General features: G+C 41.8%; 12 protein-coding genes and 1 pseudogene. 5 read left to right on the forward strand and 8 right to left on the reverse strand.

All coding sequences use genetic code 11. From position 1 onward, the window contains the following. Positions 1-125: 125 nt before the first annotated feature. Both FTT73_RS14680 and FTT73_RS14685 read right to left on the reverse strand, forming a co-directional pair. Positions 126-917, reverse strand: a pseudogene (locus FTT73_RS14680) (ATP-binding protein); the annotation flags it as partial. Next, complete coding sequence (locus FTT73_RS14685) at positions 910-2,202, reverse strand: SIR2 family protein (RefSeq protein WP_180078441.1); 1,293 nt, start codon at positions 2,200-2,202, stop codon at positions 910-912. The gene FTT73_RS14685 and the pseudogene FTT73_RS14680, both read right to left, overlap by 8 nt. A gap of 307 nt (positions 2,203-2,509) precedes the next feature. On the opposite strand from FTT73_RS14685, the gene FTT73_RS14690 reads away from it, so the two are divergent. Beyond that, positions 2,510-3,886, forward strand: a complete 1,377-nt coding sequence (locus tag FTT73_RS14690) for an NAD-dependent succinate-semialdehyde dehydrogenase (protein ID WP_180191600.1) — start codon at positions 2,510-2,512, stop codon at positions 3,884-3,886. Between the two features lie 24 nt (positions 3,887-3,910). Here the strand turns inward: FTT73_RS14690 and FTT73_RS14695 are convergent, their stop codons facing one another. The 3 genes from FTT73_RS14695 to FTT73_RS14705 all read right to left on the reverse strand — a co-directional run bounded on the left by FTT73_RS14695 (position 3,911) and on the right by FTT73_RS14705 (position 6,724). After that, positions 3,911-4,918, reverse strand: coding sequence for a pirin family protein (locus FTT73_RS14695; RefSeq protein ID WP_180191601.1), 1,008 nt, complete (start codon positions 4,916-4,918; stop codon positions 3,911-3,913). A gap of 129 nt (positions 4,919-5,047) precedes the next feature. Beyond that, positions 5,048-5,650 carry a hypothetical protein gene (locus tag FTT73_RS14700; protein WP_180050947.1) on the reverse strand — a complete coding sequence of 201 codons (603 nt, stop codon included), beginning with the start codon at positions 5,648-5,650 and terminating at the stop codon, positions 5,048-5,050. Positions 5,651-6,178: 528 nt separating this feature from the next. Further along, positions 6,179-6,724: a glutathione peroxidase gene (locus tag FTT73_RS14705; RefSeq protein WP_180191602.1), complete on the reverse strand. Its 546-nt coding sequence runs from the start codon at positions 6,722-6,724 to the stop codon at positions 6,179-6,181. A gap of 190 nt (positions 6,725-6,914) precedes the next feature. Here FTT73_RS14705 and FTT73_RS14710 point away from each other — a divergent pair, with 190 nt between their 5' ends. Next, the gene (locus FTT73_RS14710; protein WP_180191603.1) at positions 6,915-7,811 is read left to right on the forward strand and encodes a DMT family transporter; all 897 of its coding nucleotides are present in this window, start codon (positions 6,915-6,917) and stop codon (positions 7,809-7,811) included. A 441-nt stretch (positions 7,812-8,252) separates the two neighbouring features. Here FTT73_RS14710 and FTT73_RS14715 read toward each other — a convergent pair whose 3' ends face one another. The 3 genes from FTT73_RS14715 to FTT73_RS14725 all read right to left on the reverse strand — a co-directional run bounded on the left by FTT73_RS14715 (position 8,253) and on the right by FTT73_RS14725 (position 11,250). After that, positions 8,253-8,822 carry an L-threonylcarbamoyladenylate synthase gene (locus FTT73_RS14715; RefSeq protein ID WP_180078447.1) on the reverse strand — a complete coding sequence of 190 codons (570 nt, stop codon included), beginning with the start codon at positions 8,820-8,822 and terminating at the stop codon, positions 8,253-8,255. 41 nt (positions 8,823-8,863) lie between these two features. After that, positions 8,864-10,003: a DNA-processing protein DprA gene (gene dprA, locus FTT73_RS14720; protein ID WP_100329712.1), complete on the reverse strand. Its 1,140-nt coding sequence runs from the start codon at positions 10,001-10,003 to the stop codon at positions 8,864-8,866. Positions 10,004-10,095: 92 nt separating this feature from the next. Then, the gene (locus FTT73_RS14725; RefSeq protein WP_005094531.1) at positions 10,096-11,250 is read right to left on the reverse strand and encodes a LysM peptidoglycan-binding domain-containing protein; all 1,155 of its coding nucleotides are present in this window, start codon (positions 11,248-11,250) and stop codon (positions 10,096-10,098) included. Positions 11,251-11,369: 119 nt separating this feature from the next. Here FTT73_RS14725 and def point away from each other — a divergent pair, with 119 nt between their 5' ends. The 3 genes from def to FTT73_RS14740 all read left to right on the forward strand — a co-directional run bounded on the left by def (position 11,370) and on the right by FTT73_RS14740 (position 14,492). Then, entirely contained in the window at positions 11,370-11,900 is a 531-nt protein-coding gene (gene def / locus FTT73_RS14730; RefSeq protein ID WP_005173860.1) for a peptide deformylase, read from the forward strand. A gap of 92 nt (positions 11,901-11,992) precedes the next feature. Further along, positions 11,993-12,406 carry a DUF2946 family protein gene (locus FTT73_RS14735; protein WP_005173863.1) on the forward strand — a complete coding sequence of 138 codons (414 nt, stop codon included), beginning with the start codon at positions 11,993-11,995 and terminating at the stop codon, positions 12,404-12,406. A gap of 70 nt (positions 12,407-12,476) precedes the next feature. Further along, a complete protein-coding gene (locus tag FTT73_RS14740; protein ID WP_180191604.1) occupies positions 12,477-14,492 on the forward strand; it encodes a TonB-dependent copper receptor in 2,016 nt (671 codons plus the stop codon). The last annotated feature ends 560 nt before the right edge of the window (positions 14,493-15,052 follow it).

Consider the following 15,052-nt stretch of genomic DNA (forward strand, 5'->3'; position numbering starts at 1 on the left):
GTACACAGTGCACTGGGTTATGTATCGCCTTTTGAGTTTGAAGCAATGTACTATGATAAGATTAACCCGTTAGGTCAGGTGGCCTAACTTAAATAAAAAAGTCTCCGACAAACCCGGTACGGTTCATTCTGTTCAAGAAGCTTAACGAGCCTTAGACTTCTAATAGCTTCTCTAAACTTTGGACCTTGGGATTTTCCTGCTGGTTCGAACAAAGCTATAAAATCACTTTCTTCAAAGCAATCAGGTGGTATTTTTATGGCAGTAGAGCTTTCGGCAGGATTAGTTGGACTACCTAAGTGAACATTAGTTACTGAATTATCCTCAAATTTACTATATTCACCAGTTGGGTCTAATAAGATGATTTTGGAGTTAAATCTTAAACATTCTTCTAAGATTCGAGCTGTCGTATAGCTTTTTCCTCCGCCCGTTGCACCTAAAATACCTAAATGACGTCCAAATAGTTTTTCCGGTGTTATAGAAATTCCACAACTGTCATTTAAAATTGATCCAATATGTAAATTTATATTTGGATCTCCTTTTTGCATTTTCTGAGGAATTTTTGCAATAAATTCATGCGGTGCTGAATAAATTAAATCATTTATACTTGGATAGTAATCCACACCTGCTGATACTCTTAGATCATCCATTTGGATTGTTCCAAGAAGTTGTACACGGCCTACGATATCCAAATTTGACTTCGCTAAATCATCTTTCTTTATTTCTATGATACGTCCTAAAACTAAGTTGACTTGGCTTTCAATAATAACAAATTCACCAACTTCACCTTTGCCATAACGATTTCCACCAAAATATGTAGGTTCATGATTGTCATTGATGTATTTGAATTGAATACTGCTAGCATTAATTGAATTTACTTTTCCAAACATCAGTTCAGGTTGTAAAATTCCATTAAACATGATGACCTCCAAATGCTTTTTGGAGATTCTCGTAAAGATTTTCAGCAGGTGATAATGCTGTTAAATCAGGAATAATTTCTGATAGTTTTCCAAAATCACTATTTATAAAGATTATTTCATCATTTTTTCGAGTGTCTGCAACATGTTTTAATCTCTCCCAATACGGTGAAGTGGAGTTGGCATCTTTTAGAAAGTCATTTTTTAGAGTTGGTGTGCAAATAATAACTTTAAGATGTGGATTTGAATAAATGGCAGAAAGGATAGGTTCAGATAGATGATCGTCGTTAAAGCCAAATCCAACAATAATTAAACACGTATTAGGCTCTCGTAGCGCATGGTTAAATCTAGAGATTAGTTCTAGGTGTGGCTGTACATATGATTGCTGGTATTTACCTTTAGCTGGAAAAATCATACAACTTTGTTCAGCTTCTACCTTATCAACCTGTTGGACTGGGTAGCCATTTTCTCTTTTCCAATTAACAGATCCATGCAACTTGTATAGCTGAAACACGCCTTCAAGATATTGAGGATTGTTTAAGTTTATTGTCGGACTTCTTTTGATGATATCTAGATCAAAGAACTTCGGATCATATATACGAGGAAATGAAAAAGAAAAACCATCTATAACAGTAATCCCTAATTTACTAGCAGCTGTTTCAAAACATGTATCGTAGTTTGTTGTAAATAACTTAATACGAGGGTCTTTTGATTTTCTTCGGGACAATTTCCTAATAAATTCACGATGTTTAGTCAATTGTTCTTGTTCATTCGTAATAAATTGGCAGGCTTCTAAAATCTTTTTTTTACAACTTAGGACAAATTCTCTTGTTGATATGCAGTCGTCTTCTTTTGTGATTTGAATAAAAGATTCACAATGGGAAAGACATTCTTCAATATTTTTATATTTTTCTTCAACTACATAAGTATCATACTTACTCTCGCTAAAAGCTTTATTACTTAGTTCATGCATGTCATCTTTGGTGCATCGCTCCCATAAATTCCACATCGATGGACCATTTATAGGTGAACCTAAAGAAGTACCACTACCTGCAAGTACCATAATATTGGGCATTTGAATTGCTGTTTTTAATTTTTGAGAAAGCAGTTCTTTAGTATTTCTTTGGCTTTCTAATCGAGTTTTCTCATCTGCAATTTCTTTTTCTGTGGTTGGTGGTGGAGACAGAGGTGGTGCAGATTCTCCTTCTTCAAGAATAAATTTATCATTATCAAATCTATTCCATAGCCCTGTCTGAAAGTCATAAAGCTCAAAAGTACTTATTTTCATAATTGTAGATAGTTGAAATTTATATTATTTGAATAATATTTAATCTTTTATGTTATTTCAAAGGAATATTACTTCTTTCTACGTATTAAGCAAAAATTATAAATTCATACTAAGTAAAATCTAATTTTGTACCACTCGATATCACTTTTACCCCTTCTCAGTAATGTTTTGAACCAATCTGTAAACCTGCACACGCCATAAAAAAATCAATGATAAGTTAAATGATTCGAACAGATTTCGCTTGTTATAGCTGAATGCGATAGAAGTTTAGAACAGGCAAAACTTATAATTGAAAAAAGGGAAAACCATGGCTTATCAATCTATTAATCCATTTACCAATCAAAAATTGAAAGACTACCCAACGCATAGCGATCAAGATATTCAACATGCACTCGATACTGCAGAAAAAATCCTAAAGTCAGAATGGTCACAGCAGGTCGATACCCGTATTGCAGTACTGCGTAAATTGGCTACCAACATGCGAGCGCAAAAAGCTGAACTGGCCAAGCTTATGACCCAGGATATGGGAAAACTGATTAAGCAGAGTGAAGGTGAAATCGAAACCTGCGCCAAAATTGCAGACTACTATGCCGATCATGCCAAAGAATTTTTAGCGCCAGTGTCTTATCAGACCGATTTGGGTGAAGCTTGGGTCGAGCATCATCCACTGGGTATTATCATGGCAGTTGAACCGTGGAACTTCCCATTTTATCAACTGATGCGGGTCTTCGCTCCAAACTGCGCGATTGGTAATCCAGTCCTGGCAAAACATGCCGGAATTGTGCCGCAATGTGCCGAAGCTTTTGAGAAGCTGGTTTTAGAGGCAGGTGCCCCCAAAGGTGTCTGGACCAATCTGTTTATTAGCTCCGATCAGGTTAAAGATGTGATTGCAGACAAGCGTGTACGCGGGGTGGCACTGACCGGTTCTGAAGGCGCAGGCAGTGCAGTGGCTGAGCAGGCCGGGAAACATCTTAAAAAATCCACACTGGAATTGGGCGGGAATGATGTATTTATCGTACTCGATGATGCCGATCTGGAACGCGCGATCAAGTTAGGCTGTCAGGCACGGGTGAATAATGCCGGGCAGGTGTGTACGGCAGCGAAGCGATTTATTCTGCATGAAAAAATTGCCGAACAATTCAAGGCTGGCATGCTCAAAGCCTTTGAACAGTTAAAGCTGGGCGATCCGCTCGATCCGGAAACGACCTTAGGGCCGCTGTCTTCAAAAGATGCATTGGAGAAGCTCACCGAACAAGTGGAAAAAGCCGTAGCGCAGGGTGCAACTGTGGTGACGGGTGCTAAAGCCGTAGAACACCAAGGCAATTTTTATGCACCGACCATTCTGGAAAATATTACGCGTGAAAACGATGCCTGGTATGAAGAATTCTTTGGTCCGGTTGCGCAAATCTATGTCGCAAAAGATGATGATGAAATTGTCGAAATTGCCAATGATTCCAATTATGGTCTAGGCGGTGTGATTCATGCTCAGGATATTGAGCGGGCTAAACAGCTGGCTTCACGAGTGGAAACCGGCATGATCTGGATTAACTGGTTTACCGATACTACGCCGGAGTTACCATTTGGTGGAGTTAAAAATTCCGGTTATGGCCATGAACTGTCGATTGACGGTTTTAAAGAGTTTGTACAAAAGAAACTGGTCGTGGTTAAAAGCCCGAAGAAATAAGAGATTAATTCAACAAAGAAGCCACTATTCAGTGGCTTCTTTTTCAGGATATTCTTCGCGCTTTCCACCTTCATAACTGGCAAAACGGGGTTGATCCTGGGGAAAAGCTGGCTCCGCCTTCGCCCAGGGCCAACCACCAAAGCGGGTGTCACGATAACGGCGAAAAGCAGCATCCAGTTCCTGCTGAGTATTTAACACAAAGGGCCCACGCATTGCCACAGGCGCACCAATCGGTTCACCTTCTAGCCATAAAATATGTGATTCCAGTAAACCACCTTTGAGATGAATATCCTGATCTGGTTTGAGTTCTATCAGATGCTTGACCTGTATTTTCTGTCCTTCCAGCTCCAGACTTTTGCCTTGGTAGAAATAACAAAAACGCGTCGCGCTCGCAGTACTTGCCGGAATAATGAGTTCAGCCTCAGGCGCAAGTGTGATCATATAAATATTGACCTTGTTTTCAGCAGGTGCTGCCCAAGAATGGGGTGGACGATCCAGTGCTTCGGTGTCTTTAAACTGCCCTGAAATGACCCGAATATCCGCTTTAGGTCCGGCTGCATTGGCTGAAAATACATGCGGAATCTGTTCACGCCACAACATTTTATAATCGGCCGGCTGTTTTTTCTGTTCCGGTGAGGAATTCAGCCAGATTTGAAACAGCTCCAGAGGATTATCCTGATCTTGATGAACTAAGGGAAACATTTCGCAGTGCTGTACCCCATTGCCGGTGGTCAGCCATTGCACATCACCCGCGGCATAACGTCCCGAGTTTCCGAGCGAGTCAAAATGGTCGACATAACCGCATTCGACAATGGTAATGGTTTCAAAACCGGTATGCGGATGCTCCGGAAAGCCGGGAATTTGCTCGCCATAATACATGTCATATTCATGCTGATACGGCGGTGTAACTGGCCCTAATTCGGCATTGCCTTGTGGATAATGATCCTGATGGTGAACAGTAAAAATAAAGGGATCTTTCAGGTCAAGTCGGGATTCGACCGGAACAACAGAATACAGCACTGAATTCGACATGATTGAACTCCTGATTATTTTATTAGATATAAGCTTTTAATTTAAATTAGTTTTTATAATAAATCACAGTGTAAAGCAGATAAGGCGATTGAGGAAGATGCTTTCCGATCTATCGCCTTAGATGAAGGTTTAGGTATTTTCCTGTTCAGTCGTACTGTCTGATTTTTGCTCTGGATTCTGGATCAGCAGCCCCGCCAGTTTGATCATTTCAGCTTGCACATTGACCATCTGCGATTCAATTTTTTTCAGGTCGATCTGGCTTAAATCCATGTCACCATTCAACAGCGGTGAGGCCAAGACTTGCTGATTGGCACTCATGATATTGCTGCGGATCTGGTCAATTTCCTGACTTTTTAAGTTCAGGTTGCCGAGTACCTGATTAAAGCTGTTGAGTTGCTGTTGTAACTGGGTTGCGGTGGACTGCAGTTGCTGAGTATCCTTGGCTTCTACTGCACTTTGTAGCTCGGTCTGAGTCTGCTTCAACTGTTCCACATAACTGCCTGCTTTCAGCTGTAAGTCAGCCACATCACGAACCATATAAAACATATTGCCCGATCTAAGCTCAGTTGTTGCTGTAGCGCCAGTTTGCGGCTGGCTGGCAGTGTCAAGATCGGAACTACGAGTTTCCGCTTGCTCAGTGGGTGCTTCAACTGCCTGTTCACATCCCATCAGTAAAATCCCTGAGCTAAATAATGCAAAAGGAAGAACGGCATTGGCAAGAATCTTGGACATGGAATCAGGGTCTCGGTGCAGGTGGAAATATTTCATGATTTAATATAGGGACAAACTATGGAGATAAAAAAGATTGTTGCAAAGTTATAACAAATTTACTGAAGCGCAGACCGTCTTCGATTAAAAATGCTTAAAAAATAAAGATAAAACTCACGTTTTCAACTCAATAAATTGTTTGGGCTGTAATGATGTTAAGAAACGGAGAGTTCTGGATATGCATGCTTACATTCTCCCTATTCACTTGATCCAGTACGGGTTTCTCATACGCGTAGAATGCATTTGATATAGAAAATACGCTTGCTTTTACTCAATGGTTTATTGCTTCAAGTGTATTGTTAATCTAACCGAGGATCGTTGCAGATTAGGCCTGTTAGATTGATGAACAGGCGACGAACTATAGCCAAAAATAAAAGTTGAGGGCGACTTATAGATAGGATTTATATGAATCATTATGTATTTAACTCGCTGTGTTTAAATTACAAAGTAAGTATCTATTGGGTAAATACATACTTACTTTGCGATTAGCAATTATTTGGCCAGTTCGGCATTTACCGCATCCACAATTCGCGGATCATCTGCAGTAATGTCAGGCGCAAAACGTGCAACCACTTCGCCATTCTTATTGATCAGAAATTTCTCAAAGTTCCATAACACTTCAGGCGGTTGGTTTGGAGTCAGGCCATAATCGACCAGATCTTTCCACCACGGGCCTTCACCGATCCGCTCTGGTACAGCTTGAGTCAGCGTGGTATAGAGCGGATGCTTGTCTTCGCCCGCCACAGAAATTTTAGCAAAGAGCGGGAAGTGAACCTGATAATTGATAGAGCAGAATTCCTGAATCTCTGCTTCGCTACCTGGTTCCTGCTCCAGAAAGTTATTGGCAGGGAAGCCCAGAATTTCCAGACCTTGCGTTTTTTTGTCTTTATACAGCTTTTGCAAACCTTCATATTGCGGAGTCAGACCACATTTCGATGCCACGTTCACCACAAGCAATACCTTGCCCTGATACTGGTTTAAGGTGGTTTCTGGGCCTTGAATGGTTTTGACTGGAATGTCATATACAGAGCGAGTCATTAGATTTCCTGTTTATTCAGACTGAATCGTCTTTGTTTTAACGGGTATTTAGATTCAATACAAGTAACAGCAGCTGAAGCAGGAGGCTTAAATCGGTAAATTGCCTGAATATCATGTGAAAAATCTATTATGCTAGGGTGCGCAAATAGCAATCGCTAAATAACAAGACAAGCGACACATGGATGAGGGTATGACACAGCAGCACAAAGCAGTCTGGTGGGCGATGGTATTGCCATTGGCCGCAGTTTTTATTTGGTCCTTAAACATGACGGTGACACGTTATGTGGCGGATTATATTTCTCCCATCAGTATCAGTTTTTACCGCTGGGTACTGGCACTGCTGATTTTAAGCCCATTTCTGTTGCCCAAGGTCAAAGCGGCCTGGCCGGAAATTCGACCACATCTTAGACACTTTGCAGTTTTGAGTGCCTTGGGGATGGTGCTGTATCAAGGATTGGCCTATAGCTCTGCACACTTTACCACTGCGACCAATATGGGGCTGATCAATGCCTTTATTCCTATTTTTACCATTATTGTGGGTATTTTTGTCTTAAAAATTCGCCCGACACAGGCTGCGGTACTGGGGAGTCTGCTGTCTTTTATTGGGCTGATGTATGTCATGGCCCAAGGGCAGGGGTTGCATTTCTTGACGGTGGGCGACAGTTATATCGGTGATTTGCTGATGCTGATCGCAGTATTTTTCTATGCCTGCTATGGCGTCTTGCTGAAAAAATGGCAGATTCAGATTCCATTGTTGCTGAGTCTGTATATCCAGATTTTTATGGCCTGTCTCTATCATATTCCGTTGGTACTTTACTTCGGTCTGGACAGTATCAATAGCCATAATGCAGCCAGTATTGTTTATGCCGGAATTTTTCCTTCTATTTTAGCTCCGTTCTTTTGGATGATGGCGGTACAGCAACTCGGTCCAAATCGTAGCAGTATTTTTATGAATCTGATGCCGGTTTTTACCGCGATAGTCGCCTATCTCTGGTTAGGTGAAGCCTGGACCATGTATCACAGTATTGGAGGTGGTATCATTTTACTGGGAATTATATGGGCACAATATCCGGGAAGAGCAAAGTGATAAGCTAAGGAACAGTTTATCAAGATATTAATTGTTTGAATATTAAGCAAACAATCAAGGTTTTTTAATTGAAATAGCCTGTTAAATCCCAATTTTTAAATGTGAAAATAAATATAAAAATCTTAATTTATTTTAAAACTGGAATAGAAAGAGCAAGATAGTTTGAATTTTGGTTAAAAGTTGCCTAGTATTAATAGAAAATATGTATTAATTGAGTTTTTTATTGTACTTGTCGTTGCACTAATTTTCTCTCATAATGCATCCATCGAGAATGATTAAACATATTTTTCCTTGTTTTATCAAACTGCCAGAGATTTCTGAACCCTCTGGATGTGATTTATGCACATCCTTTTTTATGCTCAACCATCCCTATATGGTTGAGCTTTTTTTTGTCTTAAAACTTTAGTCGAGCTTGAATATCTGAGTCGACTGAGAACCAACTTAGTCGCGAATAATCGCCCCACTGACGGCGTCAATAATCCGGCTCGGTTGCTGGCTTAACCCTAAGTCACCATTCAGATAATTCAGATTCTGATCAAAGTAGCGAATCGCATCTTGTAGTGAACGTGCCGGTTCCAATCCTGCAGGATTGGCGCTGGTAGACACAATAAAACCGCCAAAGGCCTGACACAGTGCCATACAGAGTGGATGGTTGGTAACGCGAACCGCCACTTTGAGATGATCGCCCTTAATCCAGGCCGGAATCTCCTGATGCGCGGGAAGCAGCCAGGTGGTGGCGCGTTCAGCGGGTCTGTCATTGCTCCAGGATTCAATCACTTGTTCACGCATTTCTGTAGTTAAATCTTGCAGAAGATGTTCCACTTGTGAAATATGCGCTGCCAATAGAATCACCCCTTTTTCAATCGGGCGCTGTTTCAATTTTAAAATCTGATGAAATGCCTGTTCATTATAAGGGTCGCAACCCAAGCCCCAAACAGCCTCTGTAGGATATGCCAAGACTTGTCCGTCTTTAAGACATGCTGCTGCTTCAGCAACAGAGGTAGTAATCATGTGAATACCTTATACAAAACAACAAAGCCCTATTGTGAACTTTATTTCAGTGGACGACAACGCTGATACATGCCCGCTTGTTGAGTACTCAAGCCGAGCAGCTCAAGTTCCATCAATTGACTGGTCAAGGAAGATACTTCCTGTTGTAAATGAAAACTGAGCTGATCCAGACTCTGTCCGACCCAATCGAGTTGATTATAAAGATGAATTAAATGGGGCGGGATAGTGCGCTCTTGCTCAGGATAAGTATCTTTTTTGAAGTGATTTGCATTCGCTTGCCACTGTGTTGCTAGGGCTAAATCCTCAATCACTTGCTGTGGATGGTCAATTAAAATTGCACCTTCACGAATCAGTTGATGACAACCTTGATGATGTTCACTGTAAATATGCCCCGGAATTGCAAATATGTTCTTGCCTTGTTCCGCTGCCCATTGTGCCGTAAGCAATGAACCACTTTTTAACGCGGCTTCTGCCACAATCACCCCAAGACTTAAGCCGCTGACAATTCGGTTGCGCCGTGGAAAATGCTGCTGCAAGGGTGGGGTAAAAGGTAAAAACTCAGTAATAACTGTACCACCGTGGTTAATCATTTGCTGACGTAGTGCTTGATGTACAGCAGGATAGGTCTGTTCGATCCCTGTACCCATCACTGCAATCGTTCGTCGATGTTGTAGCGCAGCCCGATGTGCTGCTTCATCAATCCCTTGTGCCAAGCCACTATTAATATAAAAACCTTGCTCACTCAGATAAAAGGCAAAGTCATAGGCGACTTGCTGTCCGTGCGGACTTGGCTTGCGACTGCCAACAATTGCAATTTGTGGCTGGAGTAACTGATCTGCATGTCCCTGCCCGAACAGAATTGGCGGCTTATGCTCATAATGACTCAGTTGTTGTGGATATTCAGCATCTGTATGCAAAAGCACAAAATCACTGTGCAACTGAATCTGTTCTAGACTGTGCTGAAAATGGGTTTGAGATTCGCTGCTTTGAAAGTCTTTCAGGCGTTGAATATGATTTTTATGAAGGCCGAGCTTTTGCCAGGTCTCGATTTGAGAACAATGGACTGCATCCGCAAGATCTGCATAATGCCGACTGATTTTATAAAAGCTGGTGAGGGAATGTTGCACCAAATACCACAGCGTGATGGCATTGATTTGTGATGTCGACAATCTGTTCAACATAGTGAGACCTATTTTTGCGTCTTCTTATTATTGGTATGAATGAAAATAATTGAGATGATGCTGATCTATCAACATCATCCCACTTTGCAACCTTAGTCTTCTAACAAAGGAGGCTGAATGCCGGCACCCACTTTAATTGGAAGCTCGCTATCCAGCACATAGGCATAGCTCAATTGATCGAAGGCTTTAAAGACCATGACCTGACCAATACGCTCACCTGGCAATTGCACCCGTTCTTTAGTCTTCGGATCAGTCACCACTTCACCTTTCTGGTTTACGCTAAAGACATGACCTGTCTGAACGCCATGTGCCGTACCACGGTCAAGGGTGACGACACTATGACGTGCTGCAGTACCAATCGACCCCAATACACGCACAATCTGACCACCAGGCACAATACTTTCTGCATTGGTTGGGTAGAACAGCGTCGGTAACATCGGGTCGTATTCAGCGAGTACGCGGTCACCGCGACGCACCTCCGCGTTATAACTGTCAGTCAGCTCCAGTGTGGTTACCTCACCTTCACTACGTACCGCAATACCAGATGCCACCTGTTGCAGCTCGAGTGCAGCAGTATATTTCTTGCCATTGGCATCGGTAAATACATAAGGCTCAGCTTCACGATAAACGGCATAGCGTTGACCAACGACCAGACCGTTACCACGTACATAGACTTTCTGGCCTTTGCCCGCCAGTACGCGCTGATCTGCAGTTCCAAGAATGTATGGGGTGCCTTGAACTGAATCAGGCGCCATCAGGGTATAGCGCTCTAGCCACTGTTTGATATGTTCTAGTGGAATCACTGGAATGGTATTGTTTAAAGATTCAACCCGAATCTGAGGTTGCAGAGAGGTGCTGCCCAGATAGCGGCTGATAATACCGTCACAACCATCACCTTCATCTTTGCCAATAATCGGACGGCCCTGGTAATCACACATCAACAGGCGATCGCCCGGGAAAATCCAATGTGGATTTTTCACATGCTTGTTGCTGGCCCAGATTTCAGGCCAACGCACCGGGTTTTTCAAAAAGCGTTTTGAGATGTCCCAGAGGGTATCGCCTTTTTTGACCACATAAATATTGGGTGCACTGGCTTTTAATGCCGGCGGATTGACATTACGTGCAGGTGCGGCCTCGGCAGAATGAATAGTCCCCATACCGACACCGACACAAACGGCGAGTGCCAGCATCTGATTTTTAAACCCCAAGGCACTAAAAAATGGCATGCCCTTCAAAACCTTTTTCATTATCATAATTCCTAAAATTATGTGCGTAGTTGCGTTATAATAACGATCTTACACACATTTTTTGATGAAGCATTCCCTTCATTTGGTTTTTTGATCAATGGCATAATTGAGGACGCAGTATGGCCTTATTACCTATTTTAAGTTTCCCGGATCCCCGTCTTCGTACCATTGCACAACCTGTCGAAGATGTGACTGATGAAATTCGTCAGCTCGCTGCAGATATGTTTGAAACCATGTATGAAGCACCAGGTATCGGACTTGCCGCGACTCAGGTGGATCGTCATATTCAGCTGATTGTTATGGATCTGTCTGAAAATAAAGATCAACCGATGGTGTTTATTAACCCCAAAATTACACCATTGACTGAAGAAACGCAGCCCTACGAAGAAGGCTGTCTATCAGTTCCTCAAATATACGATAAAGTTGACCGTCCGTCACGTGTAAAAATCGAGGCAATTAATCTGGAAGGTCAAGCATTTGAACTCGAAGCTGACGGACTTCTCGCTGTGTGTATTCAACATGAAATGGATCACTTAAGTGGCAAATTATTTGTTGATTATTTATCGCCATTAAAACGTCAACGTGCACGTGAAAAAGTAGAAAAACTGGTACGCCAGCGTAATAAAGACAAGGTGGCAGTTAAACGCTAGGATATTTTTTTAATTTATTTTAATGATCCAACAAAGCCCAATTCTGATTGGGCTTTGTTATAATCGACATGAGCATATTTTAGGAGTGGCCTGTGTTTTTACGCGCGGGGCTGCTATTTGCATTTGCAGCTGTGTTTCTACAGATTGCTGTATTTTTACAGCCTTTGTTACCGACGCAATATCAGGTTGCTCCGGTCTGCGAAACCATCACGCGTGCGCTTCTTATCGCGACAGACGTTCATACACAGCATAGTGCCAGTGAACATCACCATTTCAAAGTCCAATCTGGTCATATTCAGCATGATCATCATGATGCCAATCATCAGTGTCAATACTGTACGGTTTATGCCAATTTAGTCTTACCGCCGGATCTGGATATCAAACAGGTACTTGACCGGATTCAGGTACGTTTAATTGCTTATCAAAAAACCTTTAAGCATGTCTGGTTTGTCCTTCAGCAGCTCTTTTTAATTCCTCAGGGACGAGCGCCGCCACTGCCTGCATAAACCTGCATTTTTCGCTTGGGTTGTTATTGACTCAAGCCATGCTTTTTTATGTATTCAGTGAGATAAAAAAATGGCTCAGCCTAAATTTTTTTTACAGCCACTTGCGGCTGCGATTTGTGTTATCTGTTATTCACCAGCCACAATGGCAAATGAAACGATGCCCGTGCAAACTTTGGCACCGATTGTGGTGACTTCTACAGCAGGTAATGATGCCAATGGACTGATTGTCCGTGCTGATCCGAAACAGCCGATTCAACCGATTCCGGCATCAGATGGTGCAGACTATTTACAAAGTATTGTCGGTTTTAGTGCAGTGAATAGCGGTGCCGGCACCAATGGTGATGTGACTTTCCGGGGTATGTTTGGTTCAAGAATTAAAATCCTGACCGATGGCACTGAAAACCTGGGGGCCTGTCCAAGTCGGATGGACTCACCCACCTCATATATTTCCCCAGAAAGTTACGACCAGATTACGGTGATCAAAGGCCCGCAAACGGTTCAATATGCCAATACTGGATCTGCCGCAACCGTGATTTTTGAGCGCAGTCCGGAACAGTTTAAAGATGATAAAAACTATCGTGGTCAAACAAGTGTCTTGATGGGTTCATTTGACCGACTGGATCAGAATATTGAAGTGGCAGCAGGTGATGAGCAGAAATATATCCGTCTGAATAGCAACCGTTCTGTATCTGATAGCTATCAGGATGGAAGTGGTAATACTGTGCCATCAGACTGGGAGCGCTGGAATGCGGATCTGGCTTTAGGCTGGACACCTGATGAAAATACCTGGGTCGAACTGACCGGTGGTAAAGCGGATGCTGAAGCAGTCTATGCTGGTCGGGCTATGGATGGATCGAAGTTTGCCCGTGAAAGTCTCGGTCTAAGGTTCGAAAAGAAAAATATTAGCGATGTGATTCAGAAAGTTGAAGCACAGGTGAACTATAACTTTAATGATCATGTCATGGATAATTATAGTCTGCGTGAGTTTCAGGCCAGTCCCATGATGAGTATGCCCATGGCGAGCAATGTTGCGCGTAAAACATTGAATGCTCGTATGGCAATGACCAATGAATGGAATAAATTACAGCTGATTACTGGTATCGATAGTCAGAATAACCAACATACTAAACGTAACGGAAGTCTGATGACGCCGTATCAAAATCAGTCACGTACTAAAGATATGGAATTCCAGTCTGTTGGGGTTTTTGGCGAGCTCAGTTATCAGCTTAGTGATAACAATAAGCTAGTGTCTGGTTTGCGTCTGGATCAGGTCAATGTAGAAGCAGTGGAGTCAAATCAGGAACGTAAAGAAACTCTACCGAGTGCCTTTGTACGTTTTGAAAATCATCATCCCGATCATGACGATGGTAAGACCTATATTGGCGTGGGCTATGTCGAACGTATGCCAGATTACTGGGAATTATTCAGTCCTAAAACAGGGAATGGTAATACCAATACCTTTAAAAGCATTGATACTGAGAAAACCCTACAGTTGGATTTAGGTTACCAACATGAACATGGAAACTTAAGTTCATGGGTATCTGCCTATACAGGCTTGATTCAAGATTTTATTTTGACCAAATACAATGCAAACGATCAAGCTGAAACACGAAATGTCGATGCTGTCATTGCAGGTGCAGAAGCGGGCATTGGTTATCAGTTTAGTGATGCGATTCAGGCTGATGTCAGTGCCATGTACGCATGGGGTGAAAACACCACTGATAATACGCCGTTGCCACAGATTTCACCTTTAGAGGCTCGGGTGAATTTACGTTATATCCAGGATAATTATACTTTGGGTGCTTACTGGCGTTTGGTCGATGGTCAAAACCGAATTAGTGAGCGTGAAGGGAATATCGTTGGTTATGATGTTAAGAAAAGTGCAGGCTTTGGCACATTGTCTTTAAATGGCACATATCACTTTGCGAATGGGGTAGATCTTTCTGTGGGGGTCGATAACGTTTTAGATAAAACCTATACCGAACATTTAAACAAAATGGGTAATGCGGGTATCGGCTTATCTGCAACAGAACAATTCAACAATATTGGTCGTAACTACTGGGCACGTGTCAGTATGAAGTTCTAATTGTTGTCCACTATTCTAAAAAGCCATTGCTCTTAAGCAATGGCTTTTTTAATTTTAAGGTCGGAGTTTATTTTGCATATTTAAATAGAGTGCCAATTTCTAGGAAGAAGACCAAATAAAACAAGTTTTGTCTATATAAGCGTCAGGGCGGTGAAGAATAAAACAAGAATTGAATACGCCTTAAGCAATAGGGAGTGCGTAATAAATAATTTTTTAAATAATTTCAATTAAAACAATTACTTGTAATTTCTTGGGCGAGAGTTCTTAGCTAGATCACATGAAAATCAAAAATAATTAAAATAAATTTTATATAAAAAACAATTATTTATATTTTTATTAGTTTATAAAACAAACACACGATAAAAAATCTTTGCAAGAAGTGTTGCAAGCCCTCTGAAATGCTGTAGAATGCACATCCATCGGCGGTGATGAAGATTAAAACTTGTTGAGAAACAAGGATTTAGCTCAAAGGGTTTAAATCTGGAAGTCTTGAAGAAGTTTGAAAATAATCGACTAAACCTGTTGACTCTTTCGAAATAAAGAGTAATATAGCCGACCTA

Source organism: Acinetobacter sp. YH01006, assembly GCF_013420445.1.
GTDB classification, from domain to species: Bacteria; Pseudomonadota; Gammaproteobacteria; order Pseudomonadales; family Moraxellaceae; genus Acinetobacter; species Acinetobacter pseudolwoffii.

Coding starts and splice junctions, on each gene's coding strand:
- FTT73_RS14705 (WP_180191602.1), bottom strand. CDS start 6,724: ATGACTCGCTCTGTATATGACATTCCAGTCAAAACCATTCAAGGCCCA.
- FTT73_RS14685 (WP_180078441.1), bottom strand. CDS start 2,202: ATGAAAATAAGTACTTTTGAGCTTTATGACTTTCAGACAGGGCTATGG.
- dprA (WP_100329712.1), bottom strand. CDS start 10,003: ATGTTGAACAGATTGTCGACATCACAAATCAATGCCATCACGCTGTGG.
- FTT73_RS14710 (WP_180191603.1), top strand. CDS start 6,915: ATGACACAGCAGCACAAAGCAGTCTGGTGGGCGATGGTATTGCCATTG.
- FTT73_RS14690 (WP_180191600.1), top strand. CDS start 2,510: ATGGCTTATCAATCTATTAATCCATTTACCAATCAAAAATTGAAAGAC.
- FTT73_RS14695 (WP_180191601.1), bottom strand. CDS start 4,918: ATGTCGAATTCAGTGCTGTATTCTGTTGTTCCGGTCGAATCCCGACTT.
- FTT73_RS14740 (WP_180191604.1), top strand. CDS start 12,477: ATGGCTCAGCCTAAATTTTTTTTACAGCCACTTGCGGCTGCGATTTGT.
- FTT73_RS14700 (WP_180050947.1), bottom strand. CDS start 5,650: ATGTCCAAGATTCTTGCCAATGCCGTTCTTCCTTTTGCATTATTTAGC.
- FTT73_RS14725 (WP_005094531.1), bottom strand. CDS start 11,250: ATGAAAAAGGTTTTGAAGGGCATGCCATTTTTTAGTGCCTTGGGGTTT.
- def (WP_005173860.1), top strand. CDS start 11,370: ATGGCCTTATTACCTATTTTAAGTTTCCCGGATCCCCGTCTTCGTACC.
- FTT73_RS14715 (WP_180078447.1), bottom strand. CDS start 8,822: ATGATTACTACCTCTGTTGCTGAAGCAGCAGCATGTCTTAAAGACGGA.